We start from the raw sequence: 22760 nt of genomic DNA, 5'->3' as shown, positions 1-22760 counted from the left end.
GCCCCCGCGCTCAAAGAAAGTCGCCAAGTGATCAAAGTGCTGTCCCCGCGCTCAAAGAATCTTGCCAAGTGATCAAAGCGCAGCCCTTGCGCTCAAAGAATCTCGCCAAGTGATCAAAGTGTTGCCCCCGCGCTCAAAGAATCTCGCCAAGTGATCAAAGTGTTGCCCCCGCGCTCAAAGAAAGTCGCCAAGTGATCAAAGTGCTGTCCCCGCGCTCAAAGAATCTTGCCAAGTGATCAAAGCGCAGCCCTTGCGCTCAAAGAATCTCGCCAAGTGATCAAAGTGCTGTCCCCGCGCTCAAAGAATCTCGCCAAGTGATCAAAGCGCAGCCCTTGCGCTCAAAGAATCTCGCCAAGTGATCAAAGTGTTGCCCCCGCGCTCAAAGAACTCGCTAAGTGATCAAAGCGTTGCTCCCGCGCTCAAAGAACCTCGCCAAGTGATTAAAGTGCTACCCCTGCGCTCCAAGCCAATCGCTAAGTGCTCAAACCCTCTCCCCTAGCGATCATAACCCCGTCACTCACGCTCAATCTCCCTCGAATATGAAAGTCATAGAATTTTACATGTCATATGAGAAACTCCATTATATAGAAACGATAAACCATAGTGATCCCTAAGTAGTAGGGTGTTCGGATTATTTTGTGAAATTAATGGAAATACTCTCGCAAACACTACTTTAGATTGCTAAAGTATAGAAAAATAGGTTGTAAGCGGGGGTTGTTAAATGGTACGCAAGTGGTGGTTGGGAGCCTTATTAGTGCTGGCCTTGATTGTAGGAGGGTGTTCCGAGAAAGGGACAGCGGATGAACAAGAACCTTCTGAGGATGTCGCCCAAGGAGAAGAAGATGTTATAGAAGAAGTGGTTCCTGAACCGAAGGCCGAATCCGAACTTGATTTGATCCGGAAGATTGAAATTCCGGATTCGGAAGAGAGTTTCCGTGCTCAAGAGCCTGGCATTTTCACAGCTGATATCCCTTATGAAAAAGAGACGGCGCAAGTTTGGGGGTTTTTCGGACTGGGGGACTATAAAGAGGAATTGACTGCAAAGTTGGCGGAAGTGACCGCGGAGACCCAAGATCCGGAAGACTTGTTCAAGGCGCTGCATTATTACATCGGCAGCAACGCGTACGGACAGGCGGCAACAAATTTGGACGATTATAGTGTCGCATGGTTTGAACCTTATTTGCCCGAGCCTGGGGAAATGCAAGGCCAAGAGGGAGAAGAGGTCATCGATCCAGGGAAGACGTTCATTTTACTCGATGCGAGTTCCAGCATGTTGTTGAATGTAGAAGGCAAGCAGAAGATGGGCATCGCCAAAAAAGCGACCGGCCGTTTCGCGACGACAATAGGTGGGGATGACGATATCGCACTTGTCGCTTATGGCCATGTTGGTACACAAAACAAATCGGATAAAGAGTTATCTTGCACAACGATCGAAGATGTCTATCCACTTCAGAAGTACGATTCCGGACAATTCGCTAAAGCATTGAACGATGTGCAAGCGAAAGGATGGACGCCCCTTGCCAATGCCATCGAGTTCGTTCGTGACCAGATGGAAGGATCGACGGATAATGTCACACTCTACATCGTCAGCGACGGCGCGGAAACTTGTGGTGGCGATCCGGTCGCCGCGGCACAAGCATTTGCTGGGGAAGATGATAGAAGAGCTGTCAATATTATTGGCTTTGATGTTGATACGGCAGGTGAGAACCAGTTGAAAGACGTCGCGGCTGCCGGCAACGGTGAGTATATTTCTGCGAAGACGATTGATGAGCTCGATAATTCCATCGAGACCCAATGGCTACCTTCGCTTCAGGATATTATGAGCAAATCCAATTCCCTTATCAATCATTGGGGCCAGTCATGGGATGAAACCGTCACCCGCAGTGGGCTCTCGGATCGTTTCTTTTACGCGACGATTAATGAAGCAGACCGTTTCAACTCTGCCATTTCTATTATGCAGAGTGAGAAAATGATCCCCAAGGAACTTGCCGATGAGTTGAAGACGATGGTCAAGGCGAAAGATCAACGCGGAAAAGAGATTAAAAACGTTATGGATAAGAGGAAAATGGAGCAGGACGAAGCGGATCGTCAAGCAATTATCAAAAGGGTAGATGAATGGACGGACCGGATGTTTGAACTGAAGGATACACAAGGACAATGAAAAGAGCTGTTTCAGAAAATCAGTTTTCTGAAACAGCTCTTTTATCATTATTGAAGAAGATTGAAGCGTTTATAGCCTGTAAATTTATCTTTCCAGTAAGCGGAGTCGACAGATGCAATTTCTACTTTTTTTGTACCCGCATGGATAAAGTTCCCATCACCTAAATAAATGCCCGCATGTGAAATTCCGCTTCTGTATGTATTTTCAAAGAAGACTAAATCACCTGGCATAGGCGTGTCCACATAGGCAGAATTGCCGTATAAGCCGAGTGTATCCATTCGCGGCATCTCCAATCCGGCAGATGTAAATACATAATAGATGAAGCCGCTACAGTCAAACCCTTCTGGCGTGACACCAGCCCATGCATATGGCGTGTCGAGAAGAGGATGAGCCAGTTCAACGGCATTCAACATGATTTTTTCAGTGGAGAGCGATGGACTTTCCCCTTTTCCGATTGAAGCGGTCGTTTTTTTCCAGCCACTTGTGGAAGAAGTGACGGGTTTCGTAGCAGCGTTCTTGTTAGAGACGATGGACGAGCCGCCTGTTGATGCCGTTCCTCCATTATTTGCTTTGACAATCAATTTTTGATCGACTTTGATCGCATCGGAAGTTAGCTTATTTAAGCTTTTCAGTTCATCAACTGTCAATTTATGCGTTGTTGCGATTTTCCACAATGTATCGCCTGACTTTACGGTATAGGATTGTGTCGCCGCGTCAGCGGTACCGGTTGCGATACATGTTGCAAGCGCAACCGTTGCCAAAATTGAAAAAGCCTTCTTCTTCATCTCATTTTCCCCTTTCCACGACAATCTATCTACTACTATTCTACCTTTGCTAGATTTATAGTACAATCTTTCATTAAATTACATTTGTGTTACAAAAACATGTCGAATGTGTTACTGGATTAACGCGGTTAATTAATGAGGGATTTTCATCGAATTAAAAATCATTTTGTATATAAAAGTGAGTCGAGAAGTCCAAATTTATAAAAAAACACAAAGACCATTCTATTTATCTATCAAACAAGTAAATCCATGTTATAATCGCAATAATAAGCGAATTTCGACAAAATATGACTATATTAGTTAGAAAGAAGGAGGGAACAGCCACATGGAACATGGAAGAGAGCTTTCCGCTGAAACAGTGAATACCGTATTGGAAGAACTGCATCAACAACAACAACTTCTTTTTACACAGGCAAAATTTTTAAATGTCACAAACGACTCCATTAAATTTGTGCTTGAGGAAACTTGTAGACGGATTGCAAAGATCATGAAGTGTGAAAGAGTAGGGATTTGGTTATTTAATAAAGAGCAAAATGAATTGACGGCCCAAAATTGCTACGATGCCACTTTATCTAAACATTCATCGGGGGAACGCCTATTCCAAAGTGATTCGCCTTCCTATTTCAAAGCGATTCAGCAGGAGCGGACATTAGCAGTGGATGATGTTGCGACACACCCTGCCACACAGGATCTCGTGAACGGTTATTTCGGCAATCGAGGAAAAATCACATCCATGCTGGACGTAGCCCTCATCTTAAGCCAAGGGATCGGCGGGGTACTTTGTTGTGAAACGGCAACGCGTCGGGTATGGACGCCTTTCGATGAGACCGTTATTGCATCGCTTGCGGATATGCTATCCTTTCTATTTGACCGGCTGTATCGGCTGGAAGCAGAGGAGCATATTCGGACACTCGCCTACACGGATGTTTTGACCGGATTGGATAATCCGCATGCCTTTACGGAAAAAGCAGCATTGAAAATACGGTCGCTTGCGAAAAAAGAGCGGGGAATTTTCATCTATATGATTCTGGATCAGTTTACGGAAGTGCAAGCAACGCTTGGGCATGGTGCAGGTGAAAAAGTGTTGAAACTGATTGCGGATCGGTTGCGTTATTTATTTCCTGAGCCGGCATTGACTTCCCGTATCGGATTTGATCATTTTATCATTTTCTATCCCTATAGCGGAAACCGTGTTACAAGGGAGATAGATATTGATTTTATCACCAAAGTACTAAGAGAGCCTATGGTGGTTGGCGGACAAGAAGTCTATATGACCTTCAGTTATGGTGTATCGTCTTTTCCAGATCATGTTAGCAATGTCAAAGATGGGCTGCAGGCTGCCCAAGTCGCATTGGAAGCGGCGCGTAAAAAATCGCCTCGGAAAGCGCGGGGATTTTATAAACCTGACCTGTTCAAATCCATGAAAGAAACAATGCTATCCGAGATGAATTTAAGAAGAGGGTTGGATTTTAATGAGTTCAGGCTCTTTTATCAGCCTCAAGTCGACTGCCTAACCGGGGAGGTAATCGGGTTTGAGGGGTTGATTAGGTGGCAGCATCCGGAGAGGGGATTGATTGCCCCGGGCGATTTCATCGAACTTGCTGAATCGACAGGGCTTATCATCCCGATCGGGGAGTGGGTCATCCAGGAGGCCTTTTCCCAATTGGCTATTTGGGAAGAACTGGGGAGAGGGGAGCTGACCATTTCCGTCAATTTATCGCCAAGGCATTTTTTACATACGAAACTGCCCGCCTTTTTAATGGAATGTGCAACTAGTAAGGGCATTGAACCACGGAAATTAAAGCTTGAAATTACGGAAAATGTCGCACTTGAAGATCATGTAGCAGTGATCAAGCGCATCAACCAATTATCCGAAATGGGTTATCCTGTATCGATCGACGATTTCGGAACCGGTTACTCTGCTTTCATCTATTTGCAACATTTCCCTGTCCAAGAGATTAAAATTGATCGGCAATTTGTCCGTACAGTTGACGTTGATCCGAAAAGTGAGATCATAATTAAATCGATTGTCCAATTGGCGCAAATGCTTGGGCTTCAAACAGTTGCGGAGGGCGTCGAAAACGAAGAACAATGGAAAAGGCTACAAGCGATGGGGTGCGACGAAATTCAAGGATTTTATTTCAGCAAGCCACTTCCGGCCGAAGATATTCATAGATTTTTCGCTTCTTCTAAAGAACTCTTGCTACCCATGTCAAAGGGTGTGAAAAACTAAGACGCTCCCTCTAGCGAAACTGCACCGCCATCGACCATGAAGTGGTTGGATGGCGGTATTTTATTAATGAAGAAGCTAGAGATGTTGTACGGACGTCAGACTACGTGTAAAATATAGGTGATGAATTCATCAGGAGGTCATACAATGGGACAGGTTCAATTTATGCGTAATCTTATTATCGAAACGCCTTCCGTACCTGGGAACTTTGCGAAAGTGGCAAAAGCGATCGGTGAACTGGAAGGGGATATGGGCGATATCCAGACGATCAAAGTTGGTACGTTAACAACCATCCGTGATATAGCGATCTCATGTGCAAATGAGGAGCATTTGCTTAAAATCGTAGATGCCGTGAATGCAATTGGCGGTGGCATTAGCGTTCATGCTGTTACCGATGATGTGCTACAAGCGCATGAAGGCGGAAAAATCCATATGAAAGGCCGTATGGAAATCCGTTCACTTGGAGACTTGCGACGTGTCTATACACCAGGTGTGGCAAACGTTTGTGAAGTGATCAAAAATGATCCTGATCAGGCAAGATATTTCACAGGTATCTCCAATTCAGTTGCTATTGTAACAGATGGAACTGCCATTCTTGGATTAGGGAATATCGGCCCGGTAGCTGGAATGCCAGTTATGGAAGGGAAAGCGGTATTATTCGATCAATTTGCAGGAATCAGCGGTGTGCCGATTTTACTTGATACAAGCGATCCTGATCAGGTCGTTGAAACAGTGAAGCATATACATAAAGGATTTGGCGGTATTTTGCTGGAAGATATCGGTTCTCCGCATTGCTTCGAAATCGAAGAGCGCTTGAAAGCGGAGCTGCCAATCCCGGTTATGCATGATGATCAACATGGAACAGCCGTTGTCACACTCGCATCGGTTATCTCTGCATGTCAACAGTCCGGTGTGGAATTGGCGGATTCGGTTGTTGGGCAAATTGGTCTTGGTGCTGCGGGTCTTGCGATTAGCCGTATGTTGATGGAGTATGGCGTCAAAGAGATGCGTGGGGTTGACCGCAACGAAGAAGCGCGGAACCGTCTTGCCAACCATGGCGGAACTGTCGTGGATACGATAGAAGAACTGATGGAAACTTGTGATATTATTGTAGCTACAACAGGTGTTGCAGGGTTGATCAAACCAGAAATGGTCCGCAAAGGGCAAATCATCTTAGCATTATCCAATCCGAATGCGGAAATCACGCCTGAGGATGCACTGGCGGCAGGTGCCGCATTTGCAGCAGACGGCCGCCTCGTCAATAATATTCTAGGCTTCCCGGGAATTTTCCGAGGAGCGCTCAACGCAAATGCGAAAGAAATTACGTATCCAATGCTCATCGCGGCTGCACAAGCCATTGTAGAGAGCACAAAACCAGGGGATTTAGTGCCGCATCCACTTGATCCGAACGTCCACCAAAACGTAGCAGCTGCAGTCGAACGTGTAGCAAATAGCTGATGAATGAAAAAGCCTATCCACGAGAGAAATCTCCATGGATAGGCTATTTTTATTGTCTAGCCTCCAAGCGCCAGCCCCTCGGAGGCTCACAGGATGTGAGTTACGCAGTCGTTGCCAATCGAACAGCGAAGGGTTCGATTTGCCTTGATTTCTGTGTTCTTTGCAGAAATTAAGGCACTTTTTAGGACGTGGCGTACTTAGACTGCGTTCCTTGATAGCAACCCAACTATGTGGCAAAAACCGCCACGTCGCTGGGGTGACTTATGCCTGTCGGGGCTAAACGGCGCCTTCCGCTTTTCTTATATGTCCAGACTCCAGCGGCTAGCCTCTCGAGTCGCTTCAGTCTTGCTGATAAAGGCAAAGTACGCCTTTATCTTCAAGCCTTCCAGCGCTTGTCGAGGCTGAACAGCCGCCTCCGCTTTTCTTATTACCTTCCAATCGGCCAGTCGAATGGGGCGGAGCCGGGTGGGGAATGTTTTAAAATATCGAATACGGGAATCGTATAGGCGAATAGGATGAGCGCGATTGTGATGCCAACCCAGAGATACCAGTTTTCAAGGATTTTAGGTGTCGGCTCAGCATCCGCTTCTTCTTCGGCAATCGGATATTCTTCAACGCCACGCGGTGCAAAGAAAGCAAGTTGGATGAAAAGGTAAACCATGAGCAAAATAGCGATGAAGAGAATCGAACCGCCAATCGCCTGTGCAAGTTGGTAGTGAACCCATGTCTCGACTTGCTCACCGCCCGCATAACTGGAAAAATTCGAACGTCGCGGTCCGCCGAGCAAACCTTGGATATGCATAGCACCTGACATGATGGTCATCCCGATCGTCCAAATGAATGTCTGGATGATTCCGAGCTTATTCAACTTCGGTGTGAGCCTTCTTCCTGTCAAATGAGGAACGAGCCAATAAGCAATTCCGAAAAATGTCAAGATGACGGTCGTTGCCGCTGTCAAATGGAAATGGCCTGTCACCCAAATCGTATTATGGATGAGCGCATTCATCTGGTGGGAGGCATTGACAATACCACCTGCACCGCCCGGTATGAAAGCGACCATTCCAATGAAAGGAGCAAGAAAACGCACATCTTTCCAAGGCAGTTTTTTAAACCAGCCGAACAAACTGGTATAGCCTTTTTTGCGCCCTGTTGTTTCGAATGTTGCAAAGATCGAAAACGCCGTCATCAACGTCGGAATAACAACCATAAAGGTCAATACGACTTGGATGAATTTCCATGTAGGATTGATCCCGGGCTCCGTTAATTGATGGTGGAAGCCGACTGGAATCGAAAACATTAACAATAAAATAAAGGACATTCTTGCCAGTGAATCGCTGAATAGTTTTCCGCCAATAATCCTTGGAATCAAAGCATACCATGCCATATAGGCAGGGAGCAGCCAGAAGTAGACGAGCGGATGTCCGAAATACCAGAACAATGTACGGCTCATCAAAACATTAATCGTTTCCGCGTAGCCAAGTGACCATGGGATGAACTGGATCAGCACAGATGAAGCCACCCCAAGTGAGGCGATGAACCACATCAGCATATTGATCGTCACCATAAACGCTAGCAATGGTGATTTCTGTCCTTTATGGGCTTTCTTCCACACATAGAGCTGGCGGAAGTTGACGAATGCTGCAATCCAGCTACCTATGATGACGAGTGCGAGACCGATATAAAAGGCTGGATGTGCCCGTAATGGTGCGTAAAATGTGTATAGTACGGACGCTTCACCGACTAGGATTGTCACGGCAGTCATAATCGTTCCGACGATCATGACCCAGAAAGAAAGCCAAGCGACTTTTAGTTGCTTATCGGAAATGCCGACTGTTTTTCCCATGAGTGAAAATTGAAAACCGATGATGAAATATGTAGTAAGAACGAGTCCAAGAATGACTCCGTGAACAGTCAAAATCGTATAATAATCGATATTGAAAGGAAGCGTATATTTTCCGGAACGGACGAGGGTCTGCAACAGTCCCATCAACCCACCGACAAATAAAGAAATAAATGTCACATACATAAAGGCCATATAGAGTCGAGCTTCCTTTTTAGGAAACAGCAATCGATTGTTTGCTATCATTATTCATACACCTCCACTGTGCCGAACATTAAATGGTGACCGATTCCGCAGTATTCATTACAAACAACTGTGAATTCACCGGTATTTTTCATGACGGTTTCAAAGCGGCTAATATGTCCAGGTTCCACCATCATATTGATATTTGTACCTGCAACCTGAAAGCCGTGTACAACGTCCTTTGTTGTGATTTGATAAAGGACAGTGGAACCTTTTGGTACGCGGATTGTTTTGACAGCATTGCCGTTTTCATCTGTCCCGAAGTCATAGTTGAATGCCGAGGCGACGATATTGACAATATATTTACCATCAGCCACTTCATGGAGACCGAGATTTTCAGGTTTGAATGCGTCATGGGCTTCGATGTTTTGCGGGTCGATCGTTTCGATATGGCTTTGGGGATGTATCCCTTTCCAAAATGCGGCAAAGCCGATAATCGCTAAGAAAAGGGCGAGAGAACCCATTCCGAAAATGAGCCATATCTTTTCGTATTTATGCAGATGCATAGGTTTACCTCCTAAAAAATAGTGTTATCGTGAAAGAAATAATGCGTAAAGGGCGAACCAGGAGACGAGTATGAAGACACCCAACAACATGACTGCGATAAAAGTCCCTTTCAAACTGATAGAAGCTCCTTTTTGGTCAGGTTGGTGTGGGTCCAGTTTTCCTTTTGTCATCGTTACACCTCCTCTTCTGGTGAAGTGAATGTCGCTTACCTTTATCATAATCCGATGGTGGAATAGTGGAATTAGGGGAATCCCTATGCCTTTCGAAGCAGGGCATTATGTCACGATTTGTTCACGTACACTTCATCATTTCGTCAAATCAATTCAATTATTTTTAAAACATATCCGGCATATATTGAAGGAATGCAGAGGAAAGTTTTTGAAATACGTCAAAGTTGACCATACTGTCTGTGGAAATTACAATTAGACAGTGGCAAAATCTAATGGAAAGTCGGTTGATTGATATGGAAAATTTGAAACTTATAAAAGTTGAAAGCCCTGAAAAAGGTGCGGAGCATGTTTTCCGGATCATTAAAGAAGAGCTTGAAAATGGACGTCTCCATGTATTAGGTCTAGCTACAGGAAGCACGATGATCCCTGTTTACAAAGAATGGGCAGCATCGGATCTTGATTTTTCGGATGTCACTTCGTTCAATTTGGATGAATACGTCGGACTTTCTGCATCGAATCCGAATAGCTATGCTTACTTTATGGAACAACATTTGTTTTCGAAAAAGAAATTTAAAGAAACACATATCCCGAATGGTGCAGCGCCTGATTTGGATAAAGAATGTGCAGATTACGAAGCGTTGCTACTAAAGCATCCACTGGATATTCAACTTTTGGGGACTGGCGAAAACGGTCATATTGCCTTTAACGAGCCGGGAACGCCTTTCGATTCTGTTACACATGTAGCTCAATTGACAGAGTCTACGCTAGGCGTGAACAGCCAGTATTTTGAAAATGATGAAAAGATTCCAGAGACTGCGATCTCTATGGGGATCACTTCCATTTTGCGCTCAAAAAAATTGATCCTACTTGCTTTTGGTGAAAAGAAACGTGCTGCGATTGAGAAGCTATTGGAAGGAAACGTATCGACAGAATGGACGATTACGGCATTGCTGGAGCATGATGATGTGATTGTCATTACGGATTTGGACGTATAAGGAAACAAAAGAAACAAAGAAACCGCAACCCTTTAATGGGATGCGGTTTTTGTATGGAGAAAAAGCCTTGTTCTTCTATTTGAAATGATTAGGGTTGATCGAATCCGGAAGTGTGAAATTGTTCGAATTCTGCCGCATACAGTTCTTCCTGCATGAGAAGATGAATGGTTTCATCCATCTGTTCACCGGAGATGGGAACGGTCGACAAATCGCGTAGGAGAGGGCTGCTCATTTTTCTTGAATTTTTCATCTTGTGCTTTGGATGTTCGGAAGCGTGCAGTTTTTCACGATGTTGGAGCGGTTCATAATCACCAGCTGCATGATCAAGTTGCGGATTTCGATGATAGGATTTCCAGTCTGTCTCCGTGGCAGAGTATGAATGATCATTTGTCGACCATTCGCCGTTTTTCGCTTTAGCGGGAACTTCATGAAGCTTCTTCTTATCCTTTCTCAATCCATCTGGTTCCTGTTTCATGATGCGTGCACCTCCATTGAAGATAGTCCTCTCTATTAAATACCCTCTCTATCGGACATTAAACCTCAAAAACAGACAAGTATATTTCAAATATGCGATTTATTACGATTTATGTAATGTCGTTGTTACATAACTGTAATATAATGCGGGTTTATTACATGTTAAGGTTAATAAAGATAAAAAAGAGAGAAATTATGCCAATGGGGGAACATATGAAACTTCTATTTTCGTTGAAAAAGACACTGACAGTGATGGCGATGGCCATTCTATTATTCGTCGCACCTTTCGCGGGACAAGCTGAAGCATCCACATCGGACTCGATCATTGAAACGGCAACAAGCTTGAAAGGGATCAAATATCGTTACGGTGGTACGACTACGAGTGGTTTTGACTGCTCAGGATATGTCAATTACGTTTTTAACCAACATGATATTAAGCTTCCACGTACATCTTCTGGCATGTATAACTCTGGAACGGCTGTTAAAAAATCCGAATTGGAAACCGGAGACCTTGTATTTTTCAATACGTCAGGTAAAGGTGTTTCACATGTGGGGATTTACATAGGAAATGGTGAATTTGCACACGCTTCGACATCCAAAGGCGTGCGCGTCGATAAGGTGGACGACCCTTATTATTGGGGCAAACGTTATGTCGGCGCTAAACGCATCGCAGATGTCAATGCGGTCGCTGTAGCGAAATAAAATGAAAACATCGGGTATGAACTGCCCCGTAAATGTTAGACACTAAACTAACATTTACGGGGCAGTTTTTTTATAAAAAAAGATTGCAAGGCCGCGAAATCCGGCTTCTTGCAATCTAAAAATCAGGCATTTTGCCCCGCTTTAACGGGCAGTAAGACTCCCACCTCAAGACTTAAGTAAAACAATAAGGATAGGTGGGAGATCAACTGCCAATCGAACAGCGAAGGGTTCGATTTGCCTTAATTTCTGCGCTTTTTGCAGAAATTAAGGCACTTACAGGACGCCGCGAACTTAAGTCGCCTTCCTACAGCGGGTAGTTTGGGCATCCATTAAAGGAAGATAAAAGCCCGATTGGTTCGGGCCAACACGATGTTGGTCACACAAGCGTTGTCACAGGGCGTGACGCTTTTAGCTTGTGTTCCCCTCAATCAGTGGGGGATGGGGAAAACCCCCACTGATTGAAGTTTCACTTTACTGAGGAACGCGGACTGTCCAACGAGTGAAATCCGGCTCCGTTTTTTGGACCATTTCTTTCGGATAGATGAATGTCCACGGTTTTGAAGTGTTTGCTTTTACAGATAACGGATTGAGTGCAAATGAGCCGCGCGCTACGAGGTCACCTGTTGCATCGATCAGTTCCAATGGCAATTTCTCGATGTTGATCTGTTTGGAGTGCCCGTTACGGATGAAGACGGATGCTGCGATACTGCCGTCCTCTTGTTGCTTCACTTGGAACCCGCTAATATTCACCTCGCGTGGCTTCAATTTCGGAAGGCCTTCGACGACTTTCGCTAAACCTTCTTTTTGCTCTGCTGTCAGCCCATCTTCCCACGTTTGTTCCAATTCAAGCTTATGCGGTACCATCGATTGAACATTGAATGCGAGCTTCCAGTTTTCTTTCGGCGGTTCTTCGGCAAAGATATTGTCTTTCGTAAAAGTGAATACCCAAGGGCGTGCGCTGCGAGCCGGGATATCACCGAGCTCTTTCAAATCGAATTCGTCTGAAGCAAGTGTTTTCCCCTCTTCATCGAGCAACATCAATTCAACGGAGCCGACTGAAATTTCTTGGTCGAGTGATGAACGGAAAAATGCTTTGACAAGCCAGCTGCCATTTGCCGATTCCATATCAATATCAATCCCTGAGAGAGAGATTTGGTTCGGTTTAAGCGGTTCAAGTTCGTTGGAAAGGAAGCGGAAAACATATTCCTGCTCCTGTGGAACTTCCCAACTCGGATGAAGGGAAAGCGTTGTCTCCACTTCATCTGTAGCAGTGGATTGGTCTATGCCTTCAATGATTTCTTCTGAACCAATTGTACTATCGGATCCAGTCTTTTCGGCTTTCTGGAAAAATGAAAATAGTTTCATGTTTATTGGGCCTCCTGTTGTTCTGTTATAAGTTTCATAAAGCCGATCACTTCAGAAGCGATGTTGCGGCGGAGTTTCTGATAATGGCGGCCGAATAATTCAAGCCCCTCCCGCTGATAAATCCGCATCGGGTCTTCCTGTCCATAAGAACGGAGTCCGATCCCTTCTTTCAAGCGTGTCATCACTTCCAAATGTTTGACCCACATTGTGTCGATATAAGACAACATGACTTGCGGAATCATTTGATTGACGCGTTCATTGTCTGCGAACGAATCGACATAGTTCAGCAGGTCATCAAGGGGTTCCTTGTAGAACTTCAAAATGTCTGCTGTTCTTTCCACTGTGCGTGGTACGGAAACAGGCTCTAGAAGAAGACTGTTCATCGTCTGTTCAATCCGATCGAAGTCCCAGTTCTCCGGCACTTCGTCTTCCGGACAGCTATCGTAGATGACGAATTCCACAGTTTCGGACAGCATCGTCTTCAATTGGTCGAGTACGTCTTCTCCTTCGATAACTTTATCACGAAGCGCGTAGATGACTTCCCGCTGATCATTGATGACGTCGTCGAGTTTCAAATTGTATTCACGCATGGAATAGTGGGCACCTTCAACAATCCTTTGTGTGCGTTCTGTCAATTCATCGACTTCCGGATTGAGGACAAGTCCATTGTCATCCGTCTTCACTTTTTTCAGGAATTTCTCCAATTCATCCTTGGCGAATCGTTTGTACATATCATCTTCAAGGGATAGGAAGAAGCGGCTCTCACCATGGTCACCTTGCCGACCCGAACGACCACGTAACTGATTGTCGATCCGTCGGTTTTCATGTTTCTCGGTTCCGAGAACGAAAAGTCCACCGACTTCTTCTACGCCATCTCCGAGAACAATATCAGTCCCGCGTCCTGCCATATTCGTCGCGACAGTGATTTGTCCGAGCTGTCCAGCCTGGGAAATCAATTCGACTTCTTGCTCAACACTTTTAGCGTTTAGCAAATTGTATTTAAGTTTATATTCGTCCAAATATTGAACGACTTTTTCCGATTGCAAAATGGATGTTGTGCCGACGAGGACTGGTTGTCCTTTTTCATGACGTTCAGCCACTTCTTTGGCCATTGCTTTATATTTTTGATCGATGGTTGCATAGACTTGGTCCGGCGAATCGATCCGCGCACGCGGGCGGTTTGTCGGAATTTGGATGACTTCCATTCCATAGACTTCACGGAATTCTTTTTCCTGTGTTTTCGCCGTACCTGTCATCCCGCAAAGTTTTGGATACATTCGGAAATAGTTTTGAATGGTGATTTGGGCTTGCGCTTTGTTTTCTTCCGTAATTGGTACGCCTTCTTTCGCTTCAATTGCCTGATGGAGACCGTCGGAAAGCGTACGCCCTTCCATGATTCGTCCCGTAAACATATCGACAAGTTCGATCTTTCCATCTCGTACGATATAATCGACGTCCCGTTCGAAAATGACGTGTGCACGTACCGCTTGGATCATGTAGTGGTAAAGCGTTTGGTGTTCCAAATCATATAGGTTGTCTACGCCGAAAGCCTTTTCCACTTTTTCGATGCCGGCATCGGTAAGGGAAGTTGCTTTCGTTTCATCATCAAAATCAAAATCGACGCCTTTTTTGAAACGTTTAGCGAGACGTGCCGCAATATGATGAAGATCCGCATCCGCCTGCATTTTGCCTGCGACGATAAGCGGTGTTTTCGCTTCATCGACAAGGATACTATCAACTTCATCAATGATGGCAAAATGATAAGGGCGCTGTACACGTTGCGCCATTTGCTGTGCCATATTATCACGCAAATAATCGAAACCGAATTCTGTCCCAACGCCGTATGTGATGTCCGCCTGATAAGCAGCTTTTTTTGCGGGCCCTTGCATCATCGGTACATTCAATCCGACAGTAAGCCCCAAAAATCGGTGGATCTGGCCGATTTGCTCATAGTCACGTTTCGCCAGATAATCGTTCACCGTGATAACATGGACGCCTTTCCCTTCAAGGGCGCGCACATAGGAAGGAAGGGAAGCGACAAGCGTTTTCCCTTCCCCTGTCGGCATTTCGGCAATATTCCCTTCGGTCAGCACAAGGCCGCCAATGAGTTGCACGTCGAAATGGCGCATACCGAGTATCCGTTTAGAGGCTTCGCGCACGACCGCAAATGCTTCCGGTGTAATGGAGGGGAGTGATTCCCCGGATTGAATCCGTTGTTTAAAAGTATCTGTCATTGCGATGAGTTCTTCATCGGACAGATTTTCGTATGTAGCTTCCAGTTTATTTATTTGTTGAACAATTTTCCGGTATTTCCGGAGTTGTCTTTCGCTCGTCTGAGTTGAACGTTTGAAAATAGATAACATGAATGAACGCTCCTTTTTTCTGATCCATCAAAAGGACCCGTCCTCATTTTATCAAAAAACGGTTGAAATGACTACCATGAGCGGGAACAAAAGCGTAGGGCGCCGCTTAGATGCGACAGGCATAAGGCTAGTCGACGTCGTGGTGTTTTTTACCACAGAGTCGAATTGACTCTCAAAGATGCCAGCCTAAGTTCGCCACGTCCTGTGGCAACGGCTGCCTGACTCACTTCCTGTGAGCCTCCGAGCATCTGGTGCCCGGAGTCTGGACGAGAACTGCATATATAAGGAAAGAAAAGTCGGCGGATAGTGTAGGAAACAAAGGGAAGGATAAGGAGAAACAAGGAAGTGGAGGGAACCAAGGGAACAAAATTTTCCTTGCTAAGTGCTTTCCTTGACCGAACATGCTATAATACTGTTGGTTTGAAAAAATTATTGATTTTCATAAGGGAGGAAGGACATGTTATTCCTTGCAATGGTTGCTGCATTGATTGCATCCATCTTACTTACTCCGCTCGTCATAAAATTAGCATTTCGGATCGGAGCGGTTGATCGCCCGAACTATCGAAAAGTACATGCGTCTGTTATGCCGCGAATCGGCGGTCTTGCTATATTTGGTGCGTTTCTTATTGGTTACATGATCTTGCGTCCGGCAGACGAACATGCTGCGGGGATCCTGGTGGGAGCCCTCATTATCGTCATCGTCGGTTTCTTGGATGACATGCTTGAAATTACAGCAAAAGCGAAGCTCGCAGGTCAATTGGCCGCTGCGCTCGTTGTTGTAACTTGGGGCGGCTTACAAATCGAGTTCATCAATTTGCCATTTATCGGTCAAATTGACTTTGGTTACTTCAGTATCCCAATTACGATTATTTGGATCATCGGAATTACAAATGCCATCAATTTGATTGATGGGTTAGATGGATTGGCTGCAGGTGTTTCGACGATCGCACTCATTTCGATTTCCGTGATGGCGTTGCTCATGGGAGACCTTTTCGTTGTGGCGACTACCGCAATACTTGCGGCAAGTTCACTTGGCTTCCTGTTTTACAATTTCCATCCGGCGAAAATCTTCATGGGAGATACAGGATCGTTATTCCTTGGCTTCATGATTTCTGTTCTTGCCTTATTAGGATTCAAGAACATCGCTGTCGTTTCACTTATCATTCCAGTTATCATACTTGGTGTTCCGATTTCAGATACATTTTTCGCGATTGTGCGTCGAATCCGCATGAAACAACCGATTACCGCACCTGACAAGTCCCATTTACATCACTGTTTGTTACGGACAGGGTTTTCCCATAGACAAACCGTGCTGATCATTTATGGTCTTGCGACTTTATTCGGTGTTGCAGCAATCTTGTTTTCACAAGCAACTGTATGGGGAGCGATCTTGCTCATTATCGTCATGTTAATCGCGATTGAATTGTTTGTCGAAATCATCGGTCTTGCCGGAGGGAATTACCGCCCGCTACTCAATCTTGTCCGAATGATCGGCAAGTAAATAGCGTTTTGATGGATACCCGGGTATCAGGACAAGCAATGGCGCATCTCTGTTGAATAAATATAAATGAAAAGAGTCCGAGCATCCACCTGACCTATTCAGGTAGTATGCTCGGACTTTCTTCATTTTATACATGGGAACAAAAAAACTGCCGGAGGCGATCGCCTTCGGCAGTTGTGTCAGTTGCTGTAAAAGCTGTCGGATTCAGAGGCTTCATTCGCGGAGTCTGTCAGATTTGAACGGCTATCCGTTAAACTGGAGGAATCCGGAATAAGTCCGAGATGTGCTTTTAACAACTGTCTTGTTTCATGTAAATCAGTTTCATCGAGCTTCCAATAATAAGTGCCGGTGGACATATCGTCATAGCCTTTCAAGCTGATCGTATCCACTTGTGGCATGCCGCCTTTCGCATAAGCGAAAAATGACTTCATTTCATCGAATGTCATGTCGGTTTTCATATTATCGCCGACAGCTTCAATCACATCGCCATATTTGGTGATGGACTTAGCAGAAACCGCCTCTTTCATGATCGCTTGCAAAATCATTTGCTGGCGCTTGCCGCGTTCGACATCTGTATCCAGCTTCCGTGTCCGCGCAAGGGCGAGCGCGTGTTGCCCATCCAAATGTTGAAGCCCTTTTTTCAGTTGAATGGTGTATTTATCATTTTCGTCTTTTTCGAGTCGATCATAAGGCACTTCGACTTCAATCCCTCCAAGTGCATCAACAACATCTATGAAGGCATTAAAGTTCACTTTCACATAATAGTCGACCGGTACTTCAAATAATTCCTCAATCGTTTCAACGGTCGCTTGGGTTCCGCCGAATGCATGGGCGTGATTGATTTTATCCCGGTAGCCTACTTCAGGGATATAGACATATGAATCACGTGGAATACTGACAAGTTTCACAGACTTGTTTTTAATATTCAAAGTAGCCATCAAAAGTGCATCAGATCGGCTGTTACCATCTCCCTGATGACGGGTTTCGCTATCATCGATACCGATGAACAGAACGGAAACATTATCATGGGCGGGTTCGACAGTCGATTCACCCCGAATGTCGGATGTCGGACGATCTGGAATCTCCTCATAAGCACTTTCCACGACTTTTTCCGCTTTTTTCTGTAAGGATGCTGCATAGGCTGCGACCATTAGAAATGCAGAAAGCGTCAACAGGAGCGAAACTTTTAATGCCAAACGCTTGCCCTTCGATTTCTTCCGTTTCTTATAATCTCTTCTTTTCATGCGTCGTTCCTCCGAAATCAGCTAGTAAAAAATTTAAATAGCAGATTATTTACATGGACTATATACGCTTGTTTATGTCGAAAAATGTAAACAAACAGCAATAGTTCAAGGCGAAAATAGTACAACTTAAACCATTATACTATCTTTTGCATGAAAGGTACAACGTTTTCAAATGTCGAATTCTAGAAATTCCATTGCAACCGAATTGATCTGCGCCTGACCATTTGTGAGCTCAATCATCCATTCGGTAAATGAGGTAACATCTGCTACCGGAACGTACATGAAAAGATCTACCAGATCGGCATAGGCCATTTCTTTTAAAGGATAGACCGATTGCCTTGCTTCGTTTTCGATTTTTCCAAGCCATGTATAGTCGATCGTTACTTTCATTAGATGATGTAACTTTCTCTCCACGACTCCTGTCGCTGCAATCCCTTCTGACGTGGCGCGGCCATACGCGCGGATCAGTCCGCCACCGCCTAACTTAATGCCTCCAAAATAGCGTGTCACGACGACGACCGTGTCTTTCAACCCTTGTTTTTTCAATACTTCGAGCATCGGTACACCCGCTGTGCCTGACGGTTCGCCGTCGTCATTCGCTTTTTGGATGGAATCATGTTCGCCAATCAAATAGGCGGAACAGTTATGCGTCGCTGTATGATGCATCTTTTTTATCTCTTGAATAAACTCCAGCGCTTCATCTTCCGTTTCGGCACGCTTTACATAGGTAAGGAATCGGGACTTTTGGATGACCAATTCACTTTCCCCGTAATTTTTAACTGTAGTATAATCAGCCCGCATTTGCGGCACCTCCATTACTTGTAATACAATTTTAATATTCAAATGTCCCTATAATGCTATAATAAATGAAGTGTGTAAGGAAATCATCCTTCCTGCAACACTTTCCAAGTTGACGGGTGCTACCAGGTTATAGGCGGGAGGGAGTATATTGAAGGAACATACAGTCGATATCCAAACGCTTGAGACGATTTTCAATAACATGGTGCGTGCAATGGATCAATCGAAAAATGATATCTTCATTATTAGTGAACAGAGCCGTGCGAGCCTTGTAGAAATGCAAAATGAGCTTGCCGTTATTAAAGAAGATATTTCCCGGGTAATAACTGAAGGTGATCATTTAGAGGAGATGACCCGCCATGCACGTAAGCGTCTCGCTGATGTTTCGAAAAACTTCATGAAGTATTCGGAAGAACAAGTGAGGGACGCCTACGAAGTTGCGAACGATTTGCTTGTCCGTTTATCCATCAACCGGATGGAGGAGAAGCAATTGCGTAACAGACGGGATGACTTAGATAGGCGATTGGCGGCTTTGCTCGATACGATTGAAAGAGCGGACCAACTTGTCAATCAAGTCACGACAGTCATTAACTATTTGACATCCGATTTGAAAAATGTGGGAGAAGCACTTGAGACTGCAAGACAGAAACAGGAGTTCGGTATTCGAATCATCCAAGCACAGGAGGAAGAACGAAAAAGGCTTTCGCGTGATATCCATGATGGGCCTGCGCAAATGCTAGCAAATGTGCTGATCCGATCTGGATTGATCGAAAAGACTTATGAGGAAAAAGGGCCTGACATGGCTTTCAAAGAACTGACAGATTTGAAAGGGATGGTCAGAAACGCGCTTTCCGAAGTACGACGCATCATTTATAATCTGCGGCCGATGGCGATTGACGATTTGGGCCTAATACCGACATTAAAAAAGTATTTATCGACAATTGAGGAATATGAAAAAAACGTTGAGATCCATTTTCGAAGTGCGGGTCAAGAACAGCGATTTCAATCCGATTTTGAAGTATCTGTCTTTCGACTTGTGCAAGAATCTGTATCAAATGCGTTAAAACATGGAAAAGCAGATGATATTTGGGTGAAAGTTGAATGGCTTCGCGATATAATGAACATTATCATCAAAGATAACGGTCAAGGATTTGACCAAAACGAAGTGAAAGACAAATCATTTGGTTTGATCGGAATGCGAGAGCGGATTGATTTGTTGAAAGGGAATATGACAATCTCTTCGACAATTGGCAATGGAACCACTATCCATTTCCAAATCCCACTCGAAGCAAATAAATAGTAACTAGTTGCAATGGGAGGAAATGATTATGACGAAAATATTGATTGTAGACGATCATCAGCTATTCCGTGAAGGGGTAAAGCGAATTCTTGATTTTGAGGATTCGTTCGAAGTGATTGCAGAAGGTGATGACGGCAGTGAGGTAAATGATCTTTACCGGCAGTACCTACCGGACGTTGTGCTGATGGATATTAACATGCCACGCATGAACGGCGTCGATGCAACTGCACAGCTCGTTAAAGAATACCCGGATGCAAAGGTGATCATGTTATCCATCCATGATGATGAATCTTATGTATCCCATGCGTTAAAAACGGGAGCTCTTGGTTATATGCTCAAAGAGATGGATGCAGATGCCATTGTCCAAGCCATCAAAGTGGTTGCGGCAGGCGGTTCTTATCTTCATCCGAAAGTGACGCATAATTTAGTGAGTGAATTCCGTCGCTTAAGTGAACGGGAGCATAAAGGATCATTCCAACAAAATGATATCCGTCGTCCTTTCCATTTGCTGACAAAACGTGAATGTGAAGTACTGCAGTTGTTGACGGATGGGCAAAGTAACCGGACGATCGGAGAGACTTTGTTTATTTCCGAAAAGACGGTTAAAAACCACGTCTCCAGCATTTTGCAAAAAATGGCTGTTAATGACCGGACGCAAGCCGTTGTCACAGCGATTAAAAATGGTTGGGTGGAAGTGAAGTAAACTATTTTGAAATTTAGCCATAAAAAGGGAAGGCCTTCCGTCTGGAGCGGCCTTTTTCTTTGGTATCTGGGTACCCTACGCTTTTGTTTAAAGGAGGAAAAGAAATGAAGAAATGGTTTGTTTTTTGTCTGGTAGCTGTGATGGTGTTACTGGTTGCATGCAACAAAGAGGAGGACCCGGCTTCTCAGCATGGCTCTGTCAATGATGGAGAATCGGTAAATGGGCATGGTGCAATCGATCACGGAGTGGATGACAAAAAAGTCGGCTTCAATCTGACAGGGGATACGATTGAGGAAGCGGCCAATGTGCCTGTGGAAGAAAAAGAACGGATTTTGGAAGTGTTCGATGTGTATATCGATTCGTTTAATGATAAAGATATTGAACGGTATATCGAAACACTTTCAGAGCGGACGGAAAGTTTTAATAAGGAACAGGAACAGGCTGATTTGGAAGACTATTTTAGCCAGTTTGATATTCAGCGTGAAGTGACCGATGTGACAATCGTGAAATACGAGAAAGAAGAAGCACAAGTTTTTGCAAAACTTGCAACATCCATGAAACAGTTATCAACAGGTTTGGAAACGAATCCAACAGGTAGACAAGTGACTGTACTGACGAAAGAGGATGGAGAATGGAAAATTGCATCAGTGCATTATATTGGAGATGACGTTACTAAATAAGTAGACAAAAGCTTCTGGCTCGTGCAGCTGGAAGCTTTTTTATATCGATACTTTGGATAGTTCTTATGTCGACGTCCAGTTTCCGAAATTTGGATGGTTGATTTTCTTGAAAGAGAGGCATACAATAGGTGTACGAACGTTAGTTCTATTTAGGGAGGGATGGAGATGCCTTTAATTCCACCAGAGGCGTTGCCGTACTTTGAGAACATGATCTATTTGCCGATGATTCTTACGATATTGGAACGGGACCGGGAATTAATTGAAAAGGGCCCCTTCAAATTAAAGGGCCCCTATGTCAAGCTGATCGATGGAGCAGTGAAGCAAGCGCGTGCCGAGTTAAAGCAAACGAAAATCTACTTGCAACGTCATCAGATGAAAGTGATACGCAACAAGACGGATGATACATTTACGGAGTATTTATTCATCCATGGAGGCTATGAAGATTATAGGCGCTATTTAAATGTCCGTCTGCGCAATCGCACAGAGGAATTGCTGAACATGTACTTCGCGATGGTTGAAGGCGAAGTTAGTCATTGAAGGAATCCTCAAAATCCCGGTAAGGAGCTGGTCGAGTCAATTGTCTTTGCTTTTTCAAAAAGTCTTTTTCAAGAATGGCGGCAAATGCAAATTGCCTGTACATCGTCATAGCAGAAACGTTCACTTGCTGAGTCCGTCCATTGTCTAAATGGATGATGCTATTTAAACGATGGGGCTCTATATTTTCAATTGCATGGTAGGAGACCCAGGCATTCAATTCGGCGTTCGGAGACATGGTAGGGAGAAAAATGTAGGGTATTCCGAAATCGTGCGCAATGATAATCGGTGCTTTGTGCCGCTTTCCAAGGGCTAGTTTAGCGGTGTTTGTTGAATTCATGAGCGAACCACCATAAAAGTTGCATGACTTTCTGACGATGTGAAGCGGCTTCCTTGGAATGATAAATTCTCCATTCCTTTCAATAACCCGTGTGACAATTTTGTTATCCTTGATGACAGGTTGTAACATTAACGTGTCGAAAGATATAATATAATCTCCAGCTCTTGTCTTTTTTTCCAATTTAATATCCCCCTTTTTAATGTAGAACCCACTATAAGTCCTATTATAGGAAAAAATAAGAAAAATGCAACAGATTATGTAGATAATTAAGACTATTACAAAAGTTGATATTCGAAACATTTTTAATAGGAATATGGGATGTTTGAACCGGGAGTTGAAAGGGGAAGAGTGAATAGAAAAGCCCTCC

At 44.5% G+C, this 22760-nt stretch carries 20 protein-coding genes; 10 read left to right on the top strand and 10 right to left on the bottom strand.

The features are described from left to right. Positions 1–721: 721 nt before the first annotated feature. A complete protein-coding gene (locus MHZ95_RS03790; RefSeq protein ID WP_239389155.1) occupies positions 722–2161 on the top strand; it encodes a vWA domain-containing protein in 1440 nt (479 codons plus the stop codon). Between the two features lie 47 nt (positions 2162–2208). Here MHZ95_RS03790 and MHZ95_RS03785 read toward each other — a convergent pair whose 3' ends face one another. After that, positions 2209–2946 carry a C40 family peptidase gene (locus tag MHZ95_RS03785; protein ID WP_239389154.1) on the bottom strand — a complete coding sequence of 246 codons (738 nt, stop codon included), beginning with the start codon at positions 2944–2946 and terminating at the stop codon, positions 2209–2211. 325 nt (positions 2947–3271) lie between these two features. Here MHZ95_RS03785 and MHZ95_RS03780 point away from each other — a divergent pair, with 325 nt between their 5' ends. Further along, positions 3272–5179, top strand: a complete 1908-nt coding sequence (locus tag MHZ95_RS03780) for a sensor domain-containing phosphodiesterase (RefSeq protein WP_239389153.1) — start codon at positions 3272–3274, stop codon at positions 5177–5179. Positions 5180–5323: 144 nt separating this feature from the next. Further along, entirely contained in the window at positions 5324–6634 is a 1311-nt protein-coding gene (locus MHZ95_RS03775) for an NAD-dependent malic enzyme (RefSeq protein ID WP_239389152.1), read from the top strand. Between the two features lie 427 nt (positions 6635–7061). Here the strand turns inward: MHZ95_RS03775 and MHZ95_RS03770 are convergent, their stop codons facing one another. From MHZ95_RS03770 to MHZ95_RS03760, 3 genes are read right to left on the bottom strand one after another with little or no spacing between them, the layout of a single operon-like run. Then, a complete protein-coding gene (locus MHZ95_RS03770) occupies positions 7062–8720 on the bottom strand; it encodes a b(o/a)3-type cytochrome-c oxidase subunit 1 (RefSeq protein WP_239389151.1) in 1659 nt (552 codons plus the stop codon). Continuing rightward, entirely contained in the window at positions 8720–9223 is a 504-nt protein-coding gene (locus MHZ95_RS03765) for a cytochrome c oxidase subunit II (RefSeq protein WP_239389150.1), read from the bottom strand. Before MHZ95_RS03765 ends, MHZ95_RS03770 begins: the two co-directional genes overlap by 1 nt. 24 nt (positions 9224–9247) lie before the next feature. Then, positions 9248–9394: a cytochrome c oxidase subunit 2A gene (locus tag MHZ95_RS03760; RefSeq protein ID WP_239389149.1), complete on the bottom strand. Its 147-nt coding sequence runs from the start codon at positions 9392–9394 to the stop codon at positions 9248–9250. Positions 9395–9696: 302 nt separating this feature from the next. Here MHZ95_RS03760 and MHZ95_RS03755 point away from each other — a divergent pair, with 302 nt between their 5' ends. Further along, positions 9697–10389, top strand: coding sequence for a glucosamine-6-phosphate deaminase (locus tag MHZ95_RS03755; protein WP_370642891.1), 693 nt, complete (start codon positions 9697–9699; stop codon positions 10387–10389). Between the two features lie 88 nt (positions 10390–10477). On the opposite strand, the gene MHZ95_RS03750 is transcribed toward MHZ95_RS03755, so the two are convergent. Next, entirely contained in the window at positions 10478–10864 is a 387-nt protein-coding gene (locus MHZ95_RS03750) for a hypothetical protein (RefSeq protein WP_239389147.1), read from the bottom strand. Positions 10865–11076: 212 nt separating this feature from the next. Between MHZ95_RS03750 and MHZ95_RS03745 the strand changes: the two genes are divergently transcribed. Further along, positions 11077–11565 (top strand): C40 family peptidase, encoded by a 489-nt coding sequence (locus MHZ95_RS03745; protein WP_239389146.1) that lies wholly within the window; start codon positions 11077–11079, stop codon positions 11563–11565. A 471-nt stretch (positions 11566–12036) separates the two neighbouring features. On the opposite strand, the gene MHZ95_RS03740 is transcribed toward MHZ95_RS03745, so the two are convergent. After that, on the bottom strand, positions 12037–12930 hold the full coding sequence (locus MHZ95_RS03740; protein WP_239389145.1) for an accessory Sec system S-layer assembly protein: 894 nt from the start codon (positions 12928–12930) through the stop codon (positions 12037–12039). Positions 12931–12932: 2 nt separating this feature from the next. Beyond that, entirely contained in the window at positions 12933–15293 is a 2361-nt protein-coding gene (gene secA2 / locus MHZ95_RS03735) for an accessory Sec system translocase SecA2 (protein ID WP_239389144.1), read from the bottom strand. 457 nt (positions 15294–15750) lie between these two features. On the opposite strand from secA2, the gene MHZ95_RS03730 reads away from it, so the two are divergent. After that, the gene (locus tag MHZ95_RS03730; protein WP_239389143.1) at positions 15751–16794 is read left to right on the top strand and encodes a glycosyltransferase family 4 protein; all 1044 of its coding nucleotides are present in this window, start codon (positions 15751–15753) and stop codon (positions 16792–16794) included. 179 nt (positions 16795–16973) lie between these two features. Here the strand turns inward: MHZ95_RS03730 and MHZ95_RS03725 are convergent, their stop codons facing one another. Further along, a complete protein-coding gene (locus MHZ95_RS03725; RefSeq protein WP_239389142.1) occupies positions 16974–18038 on the bottom strand; it encodes an LCP family protein in 1065 nt (354 codons plus the stop codon). A gap of 168 nt (positions 18039–18206) precedes the next feature. Further along, positions 18207–18839 (bottom strand): YigZ family protein, encoded by a 633-nt coding sequence (locus MHZ95_RS03720; RefSeq protein WP_239389141.1) that lies wholly within the window; start codon positions 18837–18839, stop codon positions 18207–18209. Between the two features lie 145 nt (positions 18840–18984). Here MHZ95_RS03720 and MHZ95_RS03715 point away from each other — a divergent pair, with 145 nt between their 5' ends. The 4 genes from MHZ95_RS03715 (at position 18985) to MHZ95_RS03700 (ending at position 22056) form a co-directional block, all read left to right on the top strand. Next, a complete protein-coding gene (locus MHZ95_RS03715) occupies positions 18985–20136 on the top strand; it encodes a sensor histidine kinase (protein WP_370642890.1) in 1152 nt (383 codons plus the stop codon). A gap of 28 nt (positions 20137–20164) precedes the next feature. Further along, positions 20165–20839, top strand: a complete 675-nt coding sequence (locus MHZ95_RS03710) for a response regulator transcription factor (protein ID WP_239389139.1) — start codon at positions 20165–20167, stop codon at positions 20837–20839. 104 nt (positions 20840–20943) lie between these two features. Further along, positions 20944–21519 (top strand): Cif family virulence factor, encoded by a 576-nt coding sequence (locus MHZ95_RS03705; protein WP_239389138.1) that lies wholly within the window; start codon positions 20944–20946, stop codon positions 21517–21519. Between the two features lie 165 nt (positions 21520–21684). After that, the gene (locus tag MHZ95_RS03700; RefSeq protein ID WP_239389137.1) at positions 21685–22056 is read left to right on the top strand and encodes a YhjD family protein; all 372 of its coding nucleotides are present in this window, start codon (positions 21685–21687) and stop codon (positions 22054–22056) included. Here the strand turns inward: MHZ95_RS03700 and MHZ95_RS03695 are convergent. Next, positions 22046–22573, bottom strand: coding sequence for a competence protein ComK (locus tag MHZ95_RS03695; RefSeq protein WP_239389136.1), 528 nt, complete (start codon positions 22571–22573; stop codon positions 22046–22048). The two genes, MHZ95_RS03700 and MHZ95_RS03695, sit on opposite strands and share 11 nt — an antisense overlap. Between the last annotated feature and the right edge of the window lie 187 nt (positions 22574–22760).

Origin of the sequence: Sporosarcina sp. ACRSM, assembly GCF_022346545.1 — a bacterium.
Taxonomy (GTDB): domain Bacteria; phylum Bacillota; class Bacilli; order Bacillales_A; family Planococcaceae; genus Sporosarcina.
The sequence above is the reverse complement of the archived record's forward strand: the minus strand, read 5'-3'. Positions and strand labels throughout refer to the sequence as shown.